The organism is Ruegeria sp. BG5 (assembly GCF_056538425.1).
On sequence record NZ_JBQFTC010000001.1, the window covers coordinates 1,709,565 to 1,728,310 of the forward strand.

General features: G+C 59.7%; 15 protein-coding genes and 1 tRNA gene. 8 read left to right on the forward strand and 8 right to left on the reverse strand.

Annotated elements, in window-relative coordinates:
• The first annotated feature begins 33 nt into the window (after nucleotides 1-33).
• Nucleotides 34-1,221 (forward strand): pyridoxal phosphate-dependent aminotransferase, encoded by a 1,188-nt coding sequence (locus tag ACR0KX_RS08020; RefSeq protein WP_170621853.1) that lies wholly within the window; start codon nucleotides 34-36, stop codon nucleotides 1,219-1,221.
• Nucleotides 1,222-1,226: 5 nt separating this feature from the next.
• Here the strand turns inward: ACR0KX_RS08020 and ACR0KX_RS08025 are convergent, their stop codons facing one another.
• On the reverse strand, nucleotides 1,227-1,754 hold the full coding sequence (locus tag ACR0KX_RS08025) for an outer membrane protein (protein WP_480581036.1): 528 nt from the start codon (nucleotides 1,752-1,754) through the stop codon (nucleotides 1,227-1,229).
• Between the two features lie 403 nt (nucleotides 1,755-2,157).
• On the opposite strand from ACR0KX_RS08025, the gene ACR0KX_RS08030 reads away from it, so the two are divergent.
• On the forward strand, nucleotides 2,158-3,702 hold the full coding sequence (locus ACR0KX_RS08030) for a trimethylamine methyltransferase family protein (RefSeq protein ID WP_480581034.1): 1,545 nt from the start codon (nucleotides 2,158-2,160) through the stop codon (nucleotides 3,700-3,702).
• Between the two features lie 54 nt (nucleotides 3,703-3,756).
• Here ACR0KX_RS08030 and ACR0KX_RS08035 read toward each other — a convergent pair whose 3' ends face one another.
• Both ACR0KX_RS08035 and ACR0KX_RS08040 read right to left on the reverse strand, forming a co-directional pair.
• Nucleotides 3,757-3,999, reverse strand: coding sequence for an EF-hand domain-containing protein (locus tag ACR0KX_RS08035; protein WP_170450391.1), 243 nt, complete (start codon nucleotides 3,997-3,999; stop codon nucleotides 3,757-3,759).
• Nucleotides 4,000-4,540: 541 nt separating this feature from the next.
• Entirely contained in the window at nucleotides 4,541-8,161 is a 3,621-nt protein-coding gene (locus ACR0KX_RS08040; RefSeq protein ID WP_170621855.1) for a vitamin B12-dependent ribonucleotide reductase, read from the reverse strand.
• A 531-nt stretch (nucleotides 8,162-8,692) separates the two neighbouring features.
• Between ACR0KX_RS08040 and ACR0KX_RS08045 the strand changes: the two genes are divergently transcribed.
• The gene (locus tag ACR0KX_RS08045; protein WP_170450388.1) at nucleotides 8,693-9,127 is read left to right on the forward strand and encodes a hypothetical protein; all 435 of its coding nucleotides are present in this window, start codon (nucleotides 8,693-8,695) and stop codon (nucleotides 9,125-9,127) included.
• An 11-nt stretch (nucleotides 9,128-9,138) separates the two neighbouring features.
• Here the strand turns inward: ACR0KX_RS08045 and ACR0KX_RS08050 are convergent.
• The 4 genes from ACR0KX_RS08050 to pdxH all read right to left on the reverse strand — a co-directional run bounded on the left by ACR0KX_RS08050 (nucleotide 9,139) and on the right by pdxH (nucleotide 10,988).
• Nucleotides 9,139-9,215, reverse strand: a tRNA-Pro gene (locus ACR0KX_RS08050).
• 43 nt (nucleotides 9,216-9,258) lie between these two features.
• Nucleotides 9,259-9,726, reverse strand: coding sequence for a DUF192 domain-containing protein (locus ACR0KX_RS08055; protein WP_480708233.1), 468 nt, complete (start codon nucleotides 9,724-9,726; stop codon nucleotides 9,259-9,261).
• Between the two features lie 7 nt (nucleotides 9,727-9,733).
• The gene (locus ACR0KX_RS08060) at nucleotides 9,734-10,240 is read right to left on the reverse strand and encodes a cold-shock protein (protein WP_480626273.1); all 507 of its coding nucleotides are present in this window, start codon (nucleotides 10,238-10,240) and stop codon (nucleotides 9,734-9,736) included.
• Nucleotides 10,241-10,382: 142 nt separating this feature from the next.
• Nucleotides 10,383-10,988 (reverse strand): pyridoxamine 5'-phosphate oxidase, encoded by a 606-nt coding sequence (gene pdxH, locus ACR0KX_RS08065; RefSeq protein WP_170450383.1) that lies wholly within the window; start codon nucleotides 10,986-10,988, stop codon nucleotides 10,383-10,385.
• A gap of 135 nt (nucleotides 10,989-11,123) precedes the next feature.
• On the opposite strand from pdxH, the gene fabI reads away from it, so the two are divergent.
• The 5 genes from fabI to trpE all read left to right on the forward strand — a co-directional run bounded on the left by fabI (nucleotide 11,124) and on the right by trpE (nucleotide 17,127).
• Complete coding sequence (fabI, locus tag ACR0KX_RS08070; RefSeq protein ID WP_170450381.1) at nucleotides 11,124-11,930, forward strand: enoyl-ACP reductase FabI; 807 nt, start codon at nucleotides 11,124-11,126, stop codon at nucleotides 11,928-11,930.
• 4 nt (nucleotides 11,931-11,934) lie between these two features.
• Nucleotides 11,935-12,444 (forward strand): xanthine phosphoribosyltransferase, encoded by a 510-nt coding sequence (gene gpt, locus ACR0KX_RS08075; RefSeq protein ID WP_170450379.1) that lies wholly within the window; start codon nucleotides 11,935-11,937, stop codon nucleotides 12,442-12,444.
• Between the two features lie 64 nt (nucleotides 12,445-12,508).
• A complete protein-coding gene (locus tag ACR0KX_RS08080) occupies nucleotides 12,509-13,684 on the forward strand; it encodes an aminotransferase (RefSeq protein WP_170621856.1) in 1,176 nt (391 codons plus the stop codon).
• A gap of 81 nt (nucleotides 13,685-13,765) precedes the next feature.
• Entirely contained in the window at nucleotides 13,766-15,607 is a 1,842-nt protein-coding gene (locus ACR0KX_RS08085; RefSeq protein WP_170621857.1) for a peptidyl-prolyl cis-trans isomerase, read from the forward strand.
• Between the two features lie 11 nt (nucleotides 15,608-15,618).
• Nucleotides 15,619-17,127: an anthranilate synthase component I gene (gene trpE / locus ACR0KX_RS08090; protein ID WP_170450373.1), complete on the forward strand. Its 1,509-nt coding sequence runs from the start codon at nucleotides 15,619-15,621 to the stop codon at nucleotides 17,125-17,127.
• Between the two features lie 42 nt (nucleotides 17,128-17,169).
• On the opposite strand, the gene ACR0KX_RS08095 is transcribed toward trpE, so the two are convergent.
• Complete coding sequence (locus tag ACR0KX_RS08095; protein ID WP_480626050.1) at nucleotides 17,170-18,639, reverse strand: divergent polysaccharide deacetylase family protein; 1,470 nt, start codon at nucleotides 18,637-18,639, stop codon at nucleotides 17,170-17,172.
• Nucleotides 18,640-18,746: the final 107 nt, after the last annotated feature.

An 18,746-nucleotide genomic window follows, 5' to 3' on the forward strand; every position in this document is an offset into this window, starting at 1 on the left:
CCCATTCAGCGTCAAGACAAACAGGGGCATTGCATGAAACTGTCAAATCGCATCACGCATCTTACCGGCGGCGGCAGCGACGGGTGGGACGTGTTCTACCGCGCGCGTCGCATGATCAGCGAGGGTCACGCTGTAACCGAACTGACGATTGGCGAGCATGACATCCGCACCGATGCCTCGATCCTGCAAGCCATGGATCTTTCGGCGCGGTCCGGCCATACCGGCTATGCCATGGTGCCTGGCACCGATCTTTTGCGCGACACGGTGGCAGCACGGGTTCAGATGCGGACCGGCGTGCCCACGTCCCGCAACAACGTGCTGATCACCCCCGGCGGACAAGCCGCCCTGTTCGCGGCGCATACCGCAGTCTGTGATCCGGGGGATTTGGGTCTTTACCTTGATCCCTACTACGCGACCTACCCCGGCACGATCCGCGGTGCCGGAGCCATTGCGCGCGCCGTTCAAACGTCGGCCGACAATGCCTTTCAGCCCCGCGCTGAAGATATTGATGCGGTCGCAGATGGGGCCGTGTCCTTGCTGATCAACTCACCCAACAATCCCACTGGCGTTGTCTATTCCCGCGAAACGATTGAAAACATTTCCGAATTATGCACCCGCCGCGACCTGTGGCTGATCTCGGACGAGGTCTATGATACGCAGATTTGGGAAGGTGAGCACATTTCGCCCCGCGCCCTGCCCGGCATGGTCGAGCGGACGCTGGTCGTTGGCTCGATGTCAAAATCTCATGCCATGACCGGCTCGCGCTGCGGTTGGATCGTGGGCCCGGAAGAGGTGATTTCACATCTGATCAATCTGGCAACACATACCACTTACGGGGTGCCCGGTTTCGTTCAGGACGCGGCCAGTTTTGCCCTGAATGCGGGAACCGAGTTAGAGGCTGAAATCGCCGCCCCTTTCCGCCGTCGCCGCGCGCTGGCCAAAGAGATTTTGGCCCGGCAGCAAACAGTTGGCCTCGTCCCCGCACAAGGCGCGATGTACCTGATGCTGGACGTGCGCGCGACCGGGCTGAGTGGTGAAGAGTTTGCGAATGCCCTGCTGGATCAACACGCGATTGCCGTGATGCCGGGTGAAAGTTTTGGACGCGCTGCTGCTGGTCACATTCGTGTTGCCATGACGGTGGATGACGACCGATTTGCTTCGGCCTTGCAGATCCTATGTGAGTGTGCGGCCAATCTGGCGGATCAACGGGCGGCAGAGTAACCGGCCTAGAACCGGAAGGTTGTGCGCAGATTGAAAACGTTCGACCCAAGGCCCCCTTCGGACCGGGTCACATCGTCAAAGTTCTGGCGCAATGCCTCACCGCTGATGATAAAATTCTCGCCAATCGGATAGGCCACGCCAATCCCATAGACAGCCGCCGTATCGCTGTCGGCTGAGGTCTCTGCGCGGGCGGCGCCGACAACAACATATCCCAAGGCGCCACCAAAATCGTAACCACCGCGCAGCTTGACGCTGGTCATGCTGTCCAGACTTCCCTGATCCTGACTCAGGTTCAGGGACAAACGGTTATATTCCAGTTCGCCGCCCAACACGAAATTGCCAAAATCCTGATCGTACCCGATATGCGCCCCAAAGACGGTGTTGTCGCCGCTGGACCCAGCCGGGCCATCCGCCTCGGCGTATCCGAAACTGAAACCGGCATAGGCCCCGGTCCAGTCCTGCGCAAAGGCGGGACCGACACTGGCGATTGTCATCCAGACAATCAGGGCCGAAAGCGATTTCATCTCCGTCATCAGGACACGCTCAATCCAAAATAAGCGGCAACAGGCTTCACATAACAGGTGGTCTACAGGGACCGAAATTCAATTCACTTCACGAGTTATTCAGCAATAAGTTAATAAACTATAACAGATTTCTTCCCTGACGGGAGAAAATCTGACTCTGACACCTATCTCGCGAGGCCCGCTTCGAAACCTGCCGGTTTTTTACCACCGCGTCGCAAACGGGACAGATCGCGTCGCCCTTCGCTGCAACTATTGCGATCACGAATAGCGGGGTTCCATGCCGAACGAAATTTGGAAAATACGTCTGATCAGCCGCACCATCGGTGCGGATCGCGGACGTGCGGCGCGCGGGCGTCCGCAGCTGTCTTGATCCTTCACACTCAAGACTGATTCCAAAGACCGGACCCCTGACATGAATGACCAACCCCGTAACACCTCTCGCAGCGGTGGGCGCTCTGCGCGCCGCGCAGCCCGTGCCTCGGCGCTGCCCGAGCATCTGCGCCCGATCCGCCCCGGCATGGAGGGTGGAACATACAAGCCCCTGACCCAGGCGCAGATCGAGAAAATTCACAACGCCGCGCTGCAAGCCCTTGAAACCATTGGCCTTGCCGACGCCCCGCAAAGCGGGATCGACTATCTGGTTGGTGCAGGATGTACGCTGGGCGATGATGGGCGCATCCGTTTTCCCCGCGCGTTGGTCGAAGATACGATCGCCAAGGCAAACCGTTCGATCACCCTATATAGCCGCGACGGGCAGCACGATCTGGATCTGACCGGGACCAAGGTCCACTATGGCACCGCCGGGGCCGCTGTCAGCATGGTTGACGTCCATGGCCGCGAATACCGCGATTCAACCGTGCAGGATCTGCATGACGCGGCGCGGATTTGCCAGCAGCTCGACAACATCCACTTTGTCCAGCGTCCGATGGTGTGTCGCGACATTCTCGACAACATGGAAATGGACTACAACACGGTTTATGCTGCCTGTTCAGGAACTTACAAGCATATCGGCACCTCGTTTACCGAGCCGTCGCACGTGGCCCCGGCCATGGAGATGCTGCACATGATTGCAGGTGGCGAGGACAAGTGGCGCGAGCGGCCTTTTGTTTCCAATTCGAACTGCTTTGTCGTTCCTCCAATGAAATTCGCCACCGAAAGCTGCGAAGTGATGGAGGAGTGCATCAAGGCCGGAATGCCGGTTTTGTTGCTGTCCGCAGGCATGGCCGGGGCCACCGCGCCTTCGACCATCGCCGGCGCCATCACTCAGGCAACGGCAGAATGTCTTGCCGGTTTGGTTTATGTAAACGCCGTAAAGCCAGGCGCACCCGCGATTTTTGGCACCTGGCCTTTCGGTCTGGACCTGCGGACCGGTGCCATGTCCATTGGGTCCGGAGAGCAGGCACTGCTAAGTGCAGGCTGCGCCCAGATGCATCAGTTCTACGACCTGCCGGGCGGCGCTGCTGCGGGTGCTTCGGATTCAAAAATGCCCGACATGCAGGCCGGGTGGGAGCAGATGTGCTCGAACGTCATGGCCGGATTGTCCGGGCTGAACATGGTGTATGAATCCGCCGGTATGCACGCCTCGCTGCTGGGTTTCTGTTTCGAAAGCCTTATCCTCAGCGACGATCTGATCGGACAGGCGCAGCGCTGTGTTCGCGGGATCGAGGTCAATGACGAAACGCTCGCTCTGGACCAGATTGCTCAGGTCTGCATGGGCGGCCCCGGGCATTATCTTGGAACCGACGCCACGCTTAGCCGGATGCAGGTCGATTACGTCTATCCCACCTTCGGGGATCGGACGTCGCCAAAAGAATGGGCTGAACTGGGCAAGCCGGATTTGCTGGACAAGGCCACCGCGCGGAAGGAAGAAATCCTCGGGATGCCTTCGCCTGCCCGCTTTGATCCGCTTCTGGATGCGGAACTGCGCAGCAAGTTTAACATTCACTTGCCCGCGTAACATATTGAAAACAGGCGGTCCGATGGAGGTCGGACCGCCTTTTGTCATGCCGGATTACCCGTTGTTGGGCAGCAATCCGGCCTCTTGCGCGATTGCGACTTCGTCCTGATCCAACGCGCCGTCGCCGTTGGCATCCATGGCCGAGAAGGTATCGGCGTCCACCTCGGGCACGACGGCCTGCACTTCGTCGATGGTCAGCACGCCATCCCCGTTCGTGTCCGCCGCCGATTGCGCCAATGCCAGCGCGGGCAGCCCGAGTGCGATTGCCGAAATAACGGCCAGATTTTGCGGTTTCATGTTAGTGCCTCCTGAGTGAGTTTTTCGTGTTTGCGTCCGGACAGGTCTTACAAACACCTTCAACCCGGTTCTGGTCACCCCATTGACCTGAACTGCGGGATTTCGCGCCATTCTTTGCGACTTTCCCCGAGTCGGGTCCGCAATCCCTTGCTGGACGAAACGCGCAACCCGCCAGTCGGCGATTCTTGCCCGACGAAATGCAGCCGATCCGGCAAGGGCTTGCTGATAAGAGGCGACTCGGCGCAACAAAAAAGAAAGGGGGCCGAAGCCCCCTGTCAGTTTCGCCTTCCAGGCTCATTTCGTTGACCGCCCGGTATTTTTTGCCTGCGGCCTGGACTGCGCATGGGGCGAGCGCACCCGCCCCGTGAAAGAGTGGGAGGGAGCAAATATTCCGCCCCACCCTGTTTGCGGCCAACACGGGCATGTCGGCCAAGTGGAGAAAGGTCTTTGGTAAGTCTTGCGACCATTCTCCGTATTCGTCGGGGTCGGTACCTGTGGCAGCTATCCGACCCCTGCGCCCCGGGGTGCCGGGGCGCTGAACTCAGCTACACCCGCTTGTCGCGCCGCAGGTGTTGCACTTCATGCAGGTGCCGTTGCGCACCAGCGTGTAGTTTCCGCATTCGCCGCACGGGTCGCCCTCGTAGCCTTGCATCTTGGCTTTGGTGCGGGCGTCCATGCCGGTTGCCACGGCTGTTTCCGCGACCGGGGTATCGAAGGCCGCTGCAGTTTCCGCCATGCCGTTCAGTTCGGCCTGACCCGCGTTGAACACCGCCAGATCCTGCGGCAAACGCTTGCGCAGATACCCGGTCGAGCTGATTTGTTTCAGCACTTCCAGAGACTTAGACGCAGCACTGTCGCTGATTTCCGAGACGTTTGAGACGCCCTCTTCCTCACCGCGCCCCAGATCGTCAAAGCTTGCGCCTTCAGGTTTCACATGGGCCAGATCGGTGCGGTCCAGATAGGACACGGCCAGTTCGCGGAAGATGTAATCCAGGATCGAGGTCGCATTCTTGATCGAGTCGTTGCCCTGCACCATCCCCGCCGGTTCGAACTTGGTGAAGGTGAAGGCGTCGACGAATTCCTCCAGCGGCACGCCGTATTGCAGACCAACCGAGACCGCGATGGCAAAGTTGTTCATCATCGCCCGGAAGCCAGCGCCTTCCTTGTGCATATCGATGAAAATCTCGCCCAGTTTGCCGTCTTCGAACTCGCCGGTGCGCAGATAGACTTTGTGGCCACCCACGATCGCCTTCTGGGTATAGCCCTTGCGGCGATGCGGCAGTTTCTCGCGATGGCTGCGGATCATTTCCTTGACTACAACCTTCTCGATCACCTTCTCGGCCAGAACGACGGCTTTTTCCTGCGTCGATCCGCTTTCCAGCACCTCTGCCGCCTCGTCGTCATCCTCGACCAGCGCCGCCGCCAGAGGCTGCGACAGTTTCGAGCCGTCACGATAGAGCGCGTTGGCTTTTACACCCAGCGACCAACTGAGTTCGTATGCCTTCTGGCAATCCTCGATGGTCGCGTCATTCGGCATGTTGATCGTTTTCGAGATCGCACCCGAGATGAAGCTTTGCGCCGCGGCCATCATGGTGATGTGGCTATCAACCCCAAGGAAACGCTTGCCTTTCTTGCCGCACGGGTTGGCGCAGTCGAAGATCGAATAGTGTTCCTCTTTCAGGTGCGGCGCGCCTTCCAGCGTCATGGTTCCGCAAACGTGGTCGTTGGCCGCGTCGATATCTGCTTTGGTAAAGCCCAGATGGCGCAGCAGGTCAAAGGTCGGGTCGTTCAGCTTGGTCGCCGGGATGCCCAAAACGCCGGTGCAGAAGTCCTCACCCAGTGTCCACTGGTTGAAGACGAACCGGATGTCGAACGCGCTTTCCAGCGCGGCGTCCACCTTGGCCAACTCATTGGGGCCAAAACCATGACCGGTCAGCGAGGTGTGGTTGATCCCCGGCGCGTTGCCGATGGTGCCGTGACCAACCGCGTAGCCCACAATCTCTTCGATCTGAGACGAGGAATAGCCCAGCTTTTCCAGCGCCGAGGGCACCGAGCGGTTGATGATCTTGAAGTAACCGCCGCCCGCGAGCTTTTTGAATTTGACCAGCGCAAAGTCCGGCTCGATCCCGGTGGTGTCGCAATCCATCACCAGACCGATGGTCCCGGTCGGCGCGATCACAGTGGCCTGCGCGTTGCGATAGCCGTTCTTCTCACCAAGGCTCAGCGCCTCGTCCCAGGCGGACATGGCCAGATCGACCAGACGTTTATCGGGGCAGTTGCCGTGGTCCAGAGGCACCGGCTTGACCGCCAGTTTCTCATAGCCATCCGTCACACCCTGCGACGCACGGCGGTGGTTACGGATGACGCGCAGCATGTGATCAGCGTTGCGCTCATAGCCCTTGAACGGACCCAGTTCGCCTGCAATCTCGGCCGAGGTCGCGTAGGCCACGCCGGTCATGATCGCGGTCAGCGCACCACAGATCGCCCGGCCTTCGTCCGAGTCATAGCTGTAGCCCATGTTCATCAGCAAACCGCCGATATTGGCGTAACCCAGGCCCAGTGTGCGGAAGTCATAAGACAGTTGCGCGATTTCCTTCGACGGGAACTGCGCCATGGTTACCGAGATTTCCAGCGTCAGGGTCCACAGACGCGAGGCGTGCATATAATCCTCCGCCTGGAACTCACCGTCTTTCAGGAAGGTCAGCAGGTTCATCGAGGCCAGGTTACAAGCCGTGTCATCCAGGAACATATATTCCGAACACGGGTTCGAGCCGCGAATCTCACCATCTTCGGGGCAAGTGTGCCACTCGTTAACGGTGTCGTGGAACTGGATGCCCGGATCAGCACAGGCCCATGCGGCGTGGCCGACCTTTTCCCACAGATCACGCGCTTTCACGGTTCGGGCGACCTTGCCGTCGGTGCGGTTGATCAACTCCCAATCGGCGTCTTTTTCAACGGCGGTCAGGAACGCGTTGGTCACGCGGATCGAGTTGTTCGAGTTCTGGCCCGAGACCGAGCTATAGGCTTCGGAATCCCAGTCGGTGTCGTAGGTCGGGAACTCGATACTGTCGTGGCCCTGCTTGGCGTAATCCAGCACGCGCTTGATATAAGTCTCGGGGATCGCGACCTTTTTAGCCTCACGCACCGCCTTTTTCAGGGCGTCGTTTGCGTTCGGATCATAGGCGTCATCGGCAGCCCCGTCCCAGGACCGGATGGCCTCGAAAATGCCGTTCAGCATCTTCTCGTGCATCTTCGATCCGGCAACGATCGAGGCCACTTTCTGCTCTTCGATCACCTTCCATTCGATAAACTGCTCGATATCCGGGTGATCCGCATCGACGATCACCATCTTCGCTGCCCGACGGGTTGTCCCGCCTGATTTGATCGCACCCGCAGCGCGGTCGCCGATCTTGAGGAAGCCCATCAAGCCCGAGGATTTGCCGCCACCCGACAGCGCCTCGCCTTCGGCCCGCAGATGGCTGAAGTTGGTGCCGGTGCCCGAGCCGTATTTAAACAAGCGCGCTTCACGCACCCACAGATCCATGATGCCGCCTTCGTTCACCAGATCATCATCGACGGACTGGATGAAGCAGGCATGCGGCTGCGGGTGTTCATAAGCGGATTTCGATTTGGTCAGCTTGCCGGTTTTGTAATCGACATAATGGTGCCCCTGCGCCGGGCCATCGATGCCATAGGCCCAGTGCAGACCGGTGTTGAACCACTGCGGCGAGTTCGGCGCGGCACGCTGGGTCGCCAGCATATAGCGCATCTCGTCGAAATACGCGCGCGCATCCTCTTCATCCGAGAAATAGCCGCCCTTCCAGCCCCAATAGGCCCACGCGCCTGCCAGACGGTCGAACACTTGCTTCGAGGACGTCTCACCATCAAATTCAGCGCCATCGGCAGGAACCGAGCGCCACAGGAATTCGGGGACGTCTTTCTCTTTTACTTTCTTCAGCTTGGACGGAACACCGGCCTTGCGGAAGTATTTCTGCGCAATGACGTCGCTGGCCACCTGGCTCCAGCTTGACGGAACTTCGATGTTGTCCAACCGAAAAACGATGGTTCCGTCGGGGTTCCGGATCTCTGATGTTGCAGACACGAAATCAAGATCTGCGTATGCGTCCTGCCCCGGTTTGGTGAATTTTCTTTCAATTTTCATGTCCGCTGCCTTCGAATTAATGACCGTCTACCCAGCGTCAGACCCATGAAATACCGGGCCCACCACCATGCCGAACCTGACAGACGCAGAAGATCAGGCGTTGCCCGTGGCAACACATAACCGTCTTAGCGGTTGCACATTTCTTTGGTGTGCGTTCCGTCCCTCGCCCGCGCCGTCCCCGGATTTCATACCAGATGTAGTGGCGTCTTGTTCGGCTCATACAATCTGACGTATCTCACCATAGATCGTCAACGGCATTTTTGGGTCATTTTTGAAATCTTTTGTGTTGACCCGATCCCCGACAAAGGCCTCGGGACCCGGTGCTGCGATTCCTCCACAGAATGATCCACGGCGAAATTCCGCCGAACCCAAATCTCTCAAAATGGAATTGTTGTTTTTACCAGCACAGTTATCAGCGTTTGATCAACCAACGCCCGACTGGCTAGGTTGAAACAGAATCATCCCGCGCCTTTGCAATCCGGCAAATCCGGCGCGTGACAAAAACGCAAATGATTGAGGGCTTACAAGAAGATGCAGCCGTTTCGCTTTCTCCCGGCACTGGCCCTGATCGTGGCCTGCACACAACAAGATGTGCCCGATGCGTCACGCAGCGCGCAGTTCGAAACCTACCCCACGCGCCTGTTCGAAACCTTCGAAGCCAGCTGTTCCGGCCCCGGCGAAACCTTTCAAAAACTCGGGGATCGCGGTTTTGCGTGCAGCGAGTTTTTGCCGCCCGAAGCGACCGCGTTCCTGATTCTGAACTACGACGGGGATCCTCAGGACCTGCCCAAAAGCATCATGCGGCTGATCCCGACCAAAACCTCGGGCGGCTACAGGGTCGATGCGTCCTTGGTATTTGAAGTGCCGCAGAAAAACGGATCAAAAGTTGAGGTTCCGGTGGAAAGCGAAGAATTGGACAAGACGATGAGCACGCTTTACCGCGCGTTGGGTGGCTCGCCGACCTGAACGGAAGAAAGTGGTCGGGGCGGCAGGATTCGAACCTACGACCCCCTGTACCCAAAACAGGTGCGCTACCAGACTGCGCCACGCCCCGGACCGTGCGCCTTCCTAACGATGCCGATCTGATTTGAAAAGCCCTAACAGGGCCAAATTGCGGGGCCCTGCGAAAAAATTTCGTGCCGCATCTGGGTTCCCGCCTCGATCCCGTATCGTGCGGACAAACCGGCGTTGATTTCCAACACCGCAAACACGGCATCGCCCCCTTCAATCGGGGTCAAATCGCCCGGAATGGCCCCTTGATGCACGCGCGTCACGGCTCCGGTCTTGTCCAGAAAGATGATGTCGAGCGGTATCAGAGTATTCTTCATCCAGAACACAACCGGCTGCGGCGGATCGAACACGAACAACATGCCCGACCGGTTCGCAAGGTGTTCGCGGAACATAAGGCCGCGGGATCGTTCTTGCGGGGTAACGGCAAGCTCGACGTCGAACCGAATCTGCGCCTGATCGTTTTTCAATTCGACTCGGTCAGGCCGGCATTCGGCAAACACGTTTCCGGCCCACATCGTAAGGATCACGGCAGGAACGGTAAGGCAGCGCATCATGAAAGGGTCAGTCGTCCAGCGCGGCTTCCCAGGCAAGGACCTGTGCCGCCATGCGCCCGCGCTTGCCATCGATCACCCGCATGGCCAGCGCCTCGCCCGGCTGCAGATCCGCAAGGCCCGAGCGGCGCAGAACCTCGATATGCAGGAACACATCTTCGCCGCGACCAAAGACATTGGCAAAACCAAAGCCCTTGCCCTTGTCGAACCATTTGACCCGCGCCGCCACCAGCGGGGCGTCAGAGATCACGTCAGGATCAAGTTCGGCAAAATCAGCCAGCAGCATCGAGTCCGTGCGTGCAGGCGGATCAACACTGATCACCTCGACCGCCTGAACGCCGCGATCGGTGCGATGGGTCATGATCTCGATCCCTGCCCCGTCCGCGACCGAGCTTTGACCGAAATTGCGCAACACGTTCACGTGCAACAGAATATCCGGACCGCCTTCGTCAGACACAACAAATCCGTATCCCTTTGCGGGATCGAACCATTTTACGTGTCCCCGGACGCGATACATGTTGTTCAGATCTTCTGGCACTGTTTTCCCATCGCGAATTTTAGCAGTTCGTTAAGGGTTTGTTGTTTATGGGAATGACCCACAATTTCAAGCTGAAAAAGTCGTTTATTTTCTGACTGTTGCATTTCGCGACACGTGAACGTCATGGATTCAACCTTTCCACATGCCACGCCGAATCCGGCTTTTCCCGTTGCCACCTGAATCTGTCGTGCAGACGAAACGCCCCGTCAGCCCAGAATTCGATTTCGGTTGGCGCTAATCTGTACCCTCCCCAAAACGGTGGCCTTGCTGGATTAGGACCGTGCTTTGCCGTCACCTTGGCGACCTCGGCCATCAGCGCGGCCCGACTGCTGAGCGGTTGTGATTGCCGCGATGCCCAAGCCCCCAACCGGCTTTTCAGTGACCTGGATGCATAATATTCATCCGCTTTCGGCCCATCTTCGCGGGTGATTGTACCACGAACTCGGATCTGACGCCGCAATGATTTCCAGTGCATGACAAAAGCGGCCTTCCCTGCACCGTCCAACTCGGACGCCTTTTTGCTTTCATAGTTTGTGTAGAAAACAAAACCATTCGGTTCAATATCTTTCAACAGAACCATGCGCGAGTTGGGCATGCCATCCGCATCGACAGTTGCCAGGGCAATTGCATTGGGGTCGTTTGATTCAGTCTTTTCAGCCTCGCCTAACCACCGAGCCGCTATTTCAAACGGATCGGAGCCAGCAAAGATGCCATCACGCTCGGTCATTTCCATCCCCTGGAAAGTATTGTCCCCGAACCTAAGGCGAGAACCTGCTGCGGGCAAGGGTGCACGGCCTTGATGCAGCGCACCCAATGGCATAAACCAACGCAACACATCGCGAAGACAGGCGGAGAACCAAACATGTCAAATCAGTTGATGGCCGGAAAACGCGGCCTCATCATGGGACTGGCCAATGACAAATCAATCGCATGGGGAATCGCCCGCGCCTTGTCCGACGCCGGGGCCGAGCTGGCCTTTTCCTATCAGGGCGATGCTCTGAAAAAGCGCGTCGATCCATTGGCGGCTCAGTTGGGAAGCGAGGTTGTCCTGCCCTGCGACGTAAGTGACGAAGCATCGATCGATGCGCTGTTCACCGCGCTGGAAGAAAAATGGGGCAAGCTGGATTTCGTCGTTCATGCCATCGGATTTTCCGACAAGAACGAATTGCGCGGTCGCTATGTCGACACCAGCCGGGCGAATTTCAAACTGACCATGGATGTGTCGGTTTATTCCTTTACCGCTGTGATGCAACGGGCCGAAAAGATGATGTCCGAAGGCGGCAGCGCGATCACGCTGACCTATTACGGCGCAGAACAGGTGATGCCACACTATAACGTGATGGGCGTGGCCAAAGCGGCGCTTGAGGCATCGGTCAAATACCTGGCCGAAGATCTGGGCAAGGACGGCATCCGCGTGAACTCGATCTCGGCCGGTCCGATCAAGACGCTGGCCGCCAGCGGCATCGGCGACTTCCGCTATATCATGAAGTGGAACGAGTATAACTCGCCCCTGCGCCGCAACGTGACCATCGACGATGTGGGCAATTCGGCGCTGTATCTGCTGTCGAACCTGTCCGGCGGTGTGACCGGGGAAAACCTGCACGTGGATTCGGGTTATCACATTGTCGGCATGAAGGCCGTCGATGCCCCGGACGTCGAGAAAGGCTAAAGACATGAGCGCCAAGGACCGCCTGCCCCACGAAAAGGGATTTCACATCAGCTGGGATCAGATCCACCGCGATTCGCGCGCTTTGGCGTGGCGGCTGGACGGGCAAGGCCCCGATGACGGCGCATGGCGCGCGGTTGTTGCGATCACCCGTGGCGGCATGGCCCCGGCAATGATCGTCAGCCGCGAGCTTGATATTCGCACCGTCGATACAATCAGCGTCCGCTCGTACCACCATCAGGAACAGGGCGAGGCCGAAGTTCTGAAAGCCCCAGATGCGGCGCTTATGGGAGATGGCGAAGGTGTTCTGATCATCGACGATCTGGTCGACAGCGGCAAAACCTTGGAACTGGTACGCGCCATGTATCCCAAGGCGCATTTCGCCACCGTTTACGCCAAGCCCAAAGGCCGCCCAATGGTGGACACGTTCATCACCGAGGTCAGCCAGGACACCTGGATTTTCTTCCCGTGGGATATGGCCCTGCAATATGTCGAGCCCTATCGCGGCACCGACTGATCCCTTCTTCTGTTTAAAAATACCTCGGAGCGCGAGGCAGAGCCTCGCAAAAGATCGGCACGCCATGACCCAGACCCGCACCAGCGCCACCTTCCCACCCCCGGTGATGGAGGCGCGGCGTTGGCTGGACGGCGTCACATTTCCCGATGATCACCCTCTGATCAATGTCAGCCAGGCCGCGCCGGTGGATCCTCCGCCGCTGGCCCTGCGGCAGGCCATGGCCGACTTCACGGTGCAGCAGGACAGCGCGCATCTCTACGGACCCGTTTTGGGCAATGACGATCTGCGCACCGAACTGGCCAACCAGATCGGAGATCATTACGACGCCACTGTGATGCCGGAACAGGTTGCGATCACCTCGGGCTGCAATCAGGCCTTCTCAGCCGTCATCTCGGCCATCACCGATCAGGGGGATGAGGTGATCCTGCCAACCCCCTGGTATTTCAACCACAAAATGTGGCTGGACATGGCAGGCGTGCAAGCTATCGATCTGCCCACCGGTGAGGATCTGCTGCCCGACCCGGATCAGGCGCGCGCTCTGATCACCGACAAGACGCGCGCGATTTCCCTGGTCACGCCCAACAATCCCGGCGGGGTCGAGTACCCGGCTGATCTGGTCCGCGCCTTCTATGATCTGGCGCGCGAGGCTGGCATCTACCTTCTGGTCGACGAAACCTATCGCGATTTCGACAGCCGCAATGGCCCGCCGCATGAGTTGTTCCAACAGACCGGCTGGGACGAGACGCTGGTGCATCTCTATTCCTTCTCGAAAGCCTACCGCCTGACCGGGCACAGAGTTGGCGCCATTGCGACCAGCGCGGCCTTGCTGGCCGAGATCGAGAAATTTCTGGACACCGTTGCGATTTGCCCCGGCCAGATCGGCCAGTTTGCGGCCCTATGGGGGATGCAGAACCTGAACCAGTGGCTGGCAGGTGAGCGCGACGAAATCCTCGACCGCCGCGCTGCCATCGCTGAGGGGATGCAGGCACTGACGGCAAAAGGCTGGCGGCTTTTGGGGCTGGGCGCTTATTTCGCCTATCTCGAACATCCGTTCGACATGCCCTCGGATGAATTGGCCCGTCGTCTGGTCCCCGAAGCAGGTATTCTGCTGTTGCCGGGCACCATGTTCATGCCCGCAGGCGACCCTGCCGGGGAACGGCAGGTCCGTGTGGCTTTTGCCAATCTGGACCGGGCCGGAATCGGCCGGTTGTTCGATCGTTTGCAGGCGCTTTCCTTCTAAGCTTGCCCCCCGGCGGCACGCGTCGTATTCAGGGCCCCGACCAACAGGGCAGAGACCTGCCAAAAACACCAAGAGGGCATTATGGCTGCAGGCAAGAACAGTCTTTCAAAAACCTTTGTCTGGATACTGATGGGCCTTCTGTTCGTAGGTCTCGCAGGCTTTGGCGCAACCAATCTCAGCGGTACGGTGCGGACCGTGGCGCAAGTGGGCGACGAAAGCGTCTCGGTCGAGGCTTATGTGCGCGAGCTTCAGCGCGAAATCCGCGCCGTCGAGGCGCAGACCGGTCAGCCGCTGCAAATGTCTCAGGCCCGTGAATTTGGGCTGGACCAACTGGCCCTGTCGCGCCTGACTGCGCTGGCCGCTTTGGACAACGAGGTCGCTCAGCTTGGCATCTCGATCGGGGATGAAAACCTGCAGGAAGAGATCGTGTCGATCCCGGCCTTTCAGGGCGTGAACGGCACGTTTGACCGCGAAGCCTATCGGTTCCAGCTGGAACAGATCGGCATGACCGATACCGAGTTCGAAGACGATCTGCGCAAGGAGTCCTCGCGCACGATCATTCAAGCCGCTGTGACTGGTGGCGTGAAGATGCCCGCAACCCTGACCGAAACCATGGTCGACTATATCGGCGCGCGCCGCAGCTTTACCGTGGCCACGCTTGGCGTTGACACGCTGACCACGCCGGTCGCCGAGCCGAGCGAAGATCAGGTTCAGTCTTACTACGATGAGAACACGGATCAGTTCACCCTGCCTCGTACCAAAAGCCTGACCTATGCCATCCTGTCGCCCGAGATGCTGGTGGACACGGTCGAGGTTGACGAGGACACGCTGCGCCGCCTCTACGATCAGCGCGCGGACGAGTTCCAGCAACCCGAACGCCGTCTGGTCGAGCGTCTGAACTTCCCCAGCGAAGAAGCCGCAAATGATGCCAAGGCGCAGCTTGAAGTCGGCGGTACGACTTTCGAACAACTGGTTCGCGACCGCGAGTTGGAGCTGAGCGATATTGATCTGGGCGACGTCACACGCGATGATCTGGGCGAAGCCGCCGATGCGGTGTTTGCCGCCGAACTGGACGCGGTTGTCGGCCCGTTGCCGTCGGTCTTCGGCCCTGCCCTGTTCCGCATCAACGGATCACTGGCCGCAAACAACACTCCGTTTGAAGACGCCGAACCGGCCCTGCGCGAAGAAATCGCCTCGGACCGCGCCCGCCGTCTGATCGAGGCGCAGTCGGAAGACATCAACGACATGCTGGCCGGTGGTGCGACACTAGAAGAACTGGTTGCCGAGACCGAGATGGAATTGGGCCAGATCAACTGGACCGGCGACAGCGACGAAAGCGTTGCCGCCTATGACGGGTTCCGCACCGCCGCCGAAGCCGTGCGCGAAGGCGACTTCCCCGAGATCGGCTTTCTTGAGGACGGCTCGATCTTTGCCCTGCGATTGGATGAAGAACTGCCGCCGCGCCCTGAACCGCTGGACAGCGCGCGTGATCGCGTCGCCGCTGCTTGGACTGCTGCAGAAACCAACAAGGCACTGCTGGATCAGGCGGCCTCGGTCCTGGTGGAATTGGCTACCGACGGCGATTTCACTGCAACCGGCTTGCCGTTCCGCGTCGAAAACGCCCTGACCCGCACCGCGTTTCTGGACGATGTGCCGCCCAGCTTCATGGCCGAAGTGTTCGAAATGGAACCAGGTGAGCTGCGCGTGATCAGCGGCAACGAAGCGGCCATGATCGTGCGTCTGGATGAGATTCTGCCCCCGGCCGAGACCGACGAACTGCGTCAGGTGCAGGAAGCACTGACCGCTCAACTGGATCAGGCACTGGCCCAGAATATCTTTGACGCCTATGTGCGCGATGCGCAAACACGGGCCCGCCCTGTGGTCGATCAGCAAGCCCTGAACGCCGTGCAGGCAAGCTATTAAACGAGACCAAGATGGCATTGACCCCCGATTTCGATAGTTTCGCCCGCGCCTATGAAGCGGGCGAAAACCAGGTCGTCTACACTCGGCTCGCCGCTGACCTGGATACGCCGGTCTCGCTGATGCTGAAACTGACCGGCGCGCAGAAAGACGCGTTCATGCTGGAATCCGTCACTGGCGGAGAGGTGCGCGGGCGCTATTCGATCATCGGGATGAAGCCGGATCTGATCTGGCGCTGCCAGGGTGAAGTGTCTGAACTGAACCGCTCGGCGCGATTCGATGCCGAGGCGTTTACGCCTCAGGACGGCAACCCGATGGACAACCTGCGCGCGTTGCTAGCGGAAAGCCGTATCGCCCTGCCCGACGATCTGCCGCAGGCCGCCGCCGGGCTGTTCGGCTATCTGGGTTACGACATGGTGCGTCTGGTCGAATATCTGCCGGACGTGAACCCCGACCCGCTGGGTCTGCCGGACGCCATCATGCTGCGCCCGTCGGTCATCGCGGTGCTGGACGGTGTGAAGGGCGAGGTCACCGTTGTCTCGCCCGCCTGGGTCAGTGAGGGGCAATCCGCCAAGGCCGCCTATGCCCAAGCGGCTGAGCGTGTGATGGACGCGGTCCGCGATCTGGAACGCGCCATGCCTGCCGAGACCCGCGATCTGGGGGACGCGTCCGAGGTTGCGCCGCCCGTGTCGAACTTCACCAAATCCGGCTATATGGAAGCCGTTGAAAAGGCCAAGGAATACATTCGCGCGGGCGACATTTTTCAGGTCGTCCCGGCGCAGCGCTGGACGCAGGATTTTCCCCAGCCGCCCTTTGCGCTTTATCGCTCGCTGCGCCGCACCAACCCCTCGCCCTTCATGTTTTACTTCAACTTCGGCGGCTTTCAGGTTGTGGGCGCAAGCCCGGAGATTCTGGTGCGCGTCTTCGGCGACGAAGTCACCATTCGCCCCATCGCAGGCACCCGCCCACGCGGCGCGACGCCCGAAGAAGACAAGGCAAACGAGGTCGATCTGCTGGCTGACAAGAAAGAACTGGCAGAGCATCTGATGCTGCTGGATCTGGGCCGCAACGATACAGGCCGCGTTGCCAAGATCGGCACCGTACGTCCAACCGAAGAGTTCATCATCGAACGCTACAGCCACGTGATGCACATCGTCTCGAACGTGGTTGGCGAACTGGCCGAGGACAAAGACGCGCTGGATGCCTTCTTTGCCGGGATGCCTGCGGGGACCGTCTCGGGCGCGCCCAAGGTCCGCGCGATGGAGATCATCGACGAGCTGGAGCCGGAAAAGCGCGGCGTCTATGGCGGCGGTGTCGGCTATTTCAGCGCGGGCGGCGATATGGATATGTGCATCGCCCTGCGCACAGCGATCGTGAAGGATCAGAAGCTTTATATTCAGGCCGGTGGCGGCGTTGTTTACGACAGCGACCCAGAGGCTGAGTATATGGAGACAGTCCACAAATCCAATGCGATCCGACGGGCTGCGGCAGATTCTGCCCGGTTCACCGGCAGCGGCAACTAATAAGAAAAGGCGGCGATCCCGGATCAGCCGCCTTTCTTTATCTTACTGCACTTCGCGCATCATGACGGCCGAGATCGGGGCCATCGCAACCCGATTGCCGCGATCTTCCAATCCCCAAAGCAACAGGGCCGAGATCGTCTCGGGCCGCACGCGACCCAGCATCACAACCGTGCCTTCCTGTCCGGCGCGGAACACGGCCTGGTCCAGGAACCGACGCATGATCTTGGGGTCCTGACGCGCCCCGTCGATATCGCGGAACACCACGCCCGACGGCACACCGTTGCGGGCCGCGATCTTCTGGACCGTGTTCAACCCGTTATCCTGCGTGATCAGCCCCCGGCCCGTCACACCCGCAATCTCGGCCACCTGATCGGCCAGTTTGCGATTGCCCTGAATGCCGGTATCGACCCCTTCCAGAATACCCACGGTTTCCGGCAGCGCTTCAAGCCACACGGCCATCGAAACCTCGGCATCCTGTGCGCTGGCCGCCTCATGCAGATCAACCAAGGCCATCACCTCGAACCCGGCGGCTCGGTGGCGGGCCATCTTCTCGGCTGCATTCGGGTCGGACGGGCTGACGGCGAAGCTGATCGGATAGGGAAAATCCTGCAGCGCCTCGGCTCCAAATGCGTCCTCGTCATCGATCAGAATGATCGACATCAGCGGTTTGGCCTCGGGGTTATCGAACGACGCGGCGTACGCCTCGATGGGCTTTCCGACCGCGATGGCAATCGATCCATCCGTACCTGCCGCGTCCGTGCTTGGTGTATCCGTCGCTGGCGGATCGTCCCGTTCAGTCAGGGGAACAACGCGTTTACCAATGATTGAGCTGGTGCTGGTCTCACCCTCCCCCCCGATCTGAGGCAGCGCTGCAAGACGCGGCAAGGTCCGGGGCAAAACATCCTCATCGCCTTCAACGGCAATCGGGCTGTTTTCAAACGGGTTCTCTTCGGTGTCCTCGTTGGACGTGCCCGGCAATTGCGCCGGTTCTGGCTGGGGTTCCAGTCCAGCCACATCTTCGTTTGCAGGCGGCGCGGGTGTCTCATCGATCACCAGCGGTTGGCTATCGTCCTGAGGGGCCTGCGGCGCTGCCCCCGGCAGTTGTGGCGCGGCGGGCGGATCCGTCAGCACCGCGACGTCCTCGGACACCGCAGGATCAGGCTGTTCGGCCTGTTGCGCCGGATCCGTGATCACAGGTTGGGCATCTGCCTCGGCCTCAAGACCTGACAGATCGGCTGCGTCCTCTTCTTGGTACTCGGCAACATTTGGCGCAGCGGGGGGCACTTCGACCAGATCCGCATCCGATCCGGTCTCGGCCACACCTTCCGGGGCCTCGGATGTCGCCACGTCTTCGGGTTGCGGCGCTTCGGTCGTGACCGCGGTTCGCTGAGCCAACGGCGCCTGCAACGACAGTACCGTGCCCAGAATCAAAACAACGACCGCGCCCGCGACCATTCCCCCGATAAATCCGCCCATGACCAGTGCCTTTCGCCTGTTTACTGCTTTGCCCATCCCGACGCCGTCTGCTGCGACGCTTGGCCTGATGACGCGCCGGGAACGGGATGTCCTCTTGACGCTGCCGCACAAGCCTGAGCATGTATGTCCCGACATTATACCGT

Bases quoted from the DNA above. Each gene is read 5' to 3' on its own strand.
- ACR0KX_RS08020 (WP_170621853.1), top strand. From the start codon at position 34: ATGAAACTGTCAAATCGCATCACGCATCTTACCGGCGGCGGCAGCGAC.
- ACR0KX_RS08025 (WP_480581036.1), bottom strand. From the start codon at position 1,754: ATGACGGAGATGAAATCGCTTTCGGCCCTGATTGTCTGGATGACAATC.
- ACR0KX_RS08030 (WP_480581034.1), top strand. From the start codon at position 2,158: ATGAATGACCAACCCCGTAACACCTCTCGCAGCGGTGGGCGCTCTGCG.
- ACR0KX_RS08035 (WP_170450391.1), bottom strand. From the start codon at position 3,999: ATGAAACCGCAAAATCTGGCCGTTATTTCGGCAATCGCACTCGGGCTG.
- ACR0KX_RS08040 (WP_170621855.1), bottom strand. From the start codon at position 8,161: ATGAAAATTGAAAGAAAATTCACCAAACCGGGGCAGGACGCATACGCA.
- ACR0KX_RS08045 (WP_170450388.1), top strand. From the start codon at position 8,693: ATGCAGCCGTTTCGCTTTCTCCCGGCACTGGCCCTGATCGTGGCCTGC.
- ACR0KX_RS08055 (WP_480708233.1), bottom strand. From the start codon at position 9,726: ATGATGCGCTGCCTTACCGTTCCTGCCGTGATCCTTACGATGTGGGCC.
- ACR0KX_RS08060 (WP_480626273.1), bottom strand. From the start codon at position 10,240: ATGTATCGCGTCCGGGGACACGTAAAATGGTTCGATCCCGCAAAGGGA.
- pdxH (WP_170450383.1), bottom strand. From the start codon at position 10,988: ATGACCGAGCGTGATGGCATCTTTGCTGGCTCCGATCCGTTTGAAATA.
- fabI (WP_170450381.1), top strand. From the start codon at position 11,124: ATGTCAAATCAGTTGATGGCCGGAAAACGCGGCCTCATCATGGGACTG.
- gpt (WP_170450379.1), top strand. From the start codon at position 11,935: ATGAGCGCCAAGGACCGCCTGCCCCACGAAAAGGGATTTCACATCAGC.
- ACR0KX_RS08080 (WP_170621856.1), top strand. From the start codon at position 12,509: ATGACCCAGACCCGCACCAGCGCCACCTTCCCACCCCCGGTGATGGAG.
- ACR0KX_RS08085 (WP_170621857.1), top strand. From the start codon at position 13,766: ATGGCTGCAGGCAAGAACAGTCTTTCAAAAACCTTTGTCTGGATACTG.
- trpE (WP_170450373.1), top strand. From the start codon at position 15,619: ATGGCATTGACCCCCGATTTCGATAGTTTCGCCCGCGCCTATGAAGCG.
- ACR0KX_RS08095 (WP_480626050.1), bottom strand. From the start codon at position 18,639: ATGGGCAAAGCAGTAAACAGGCGAAAGGCACTGGTCATGGGCGGATTT.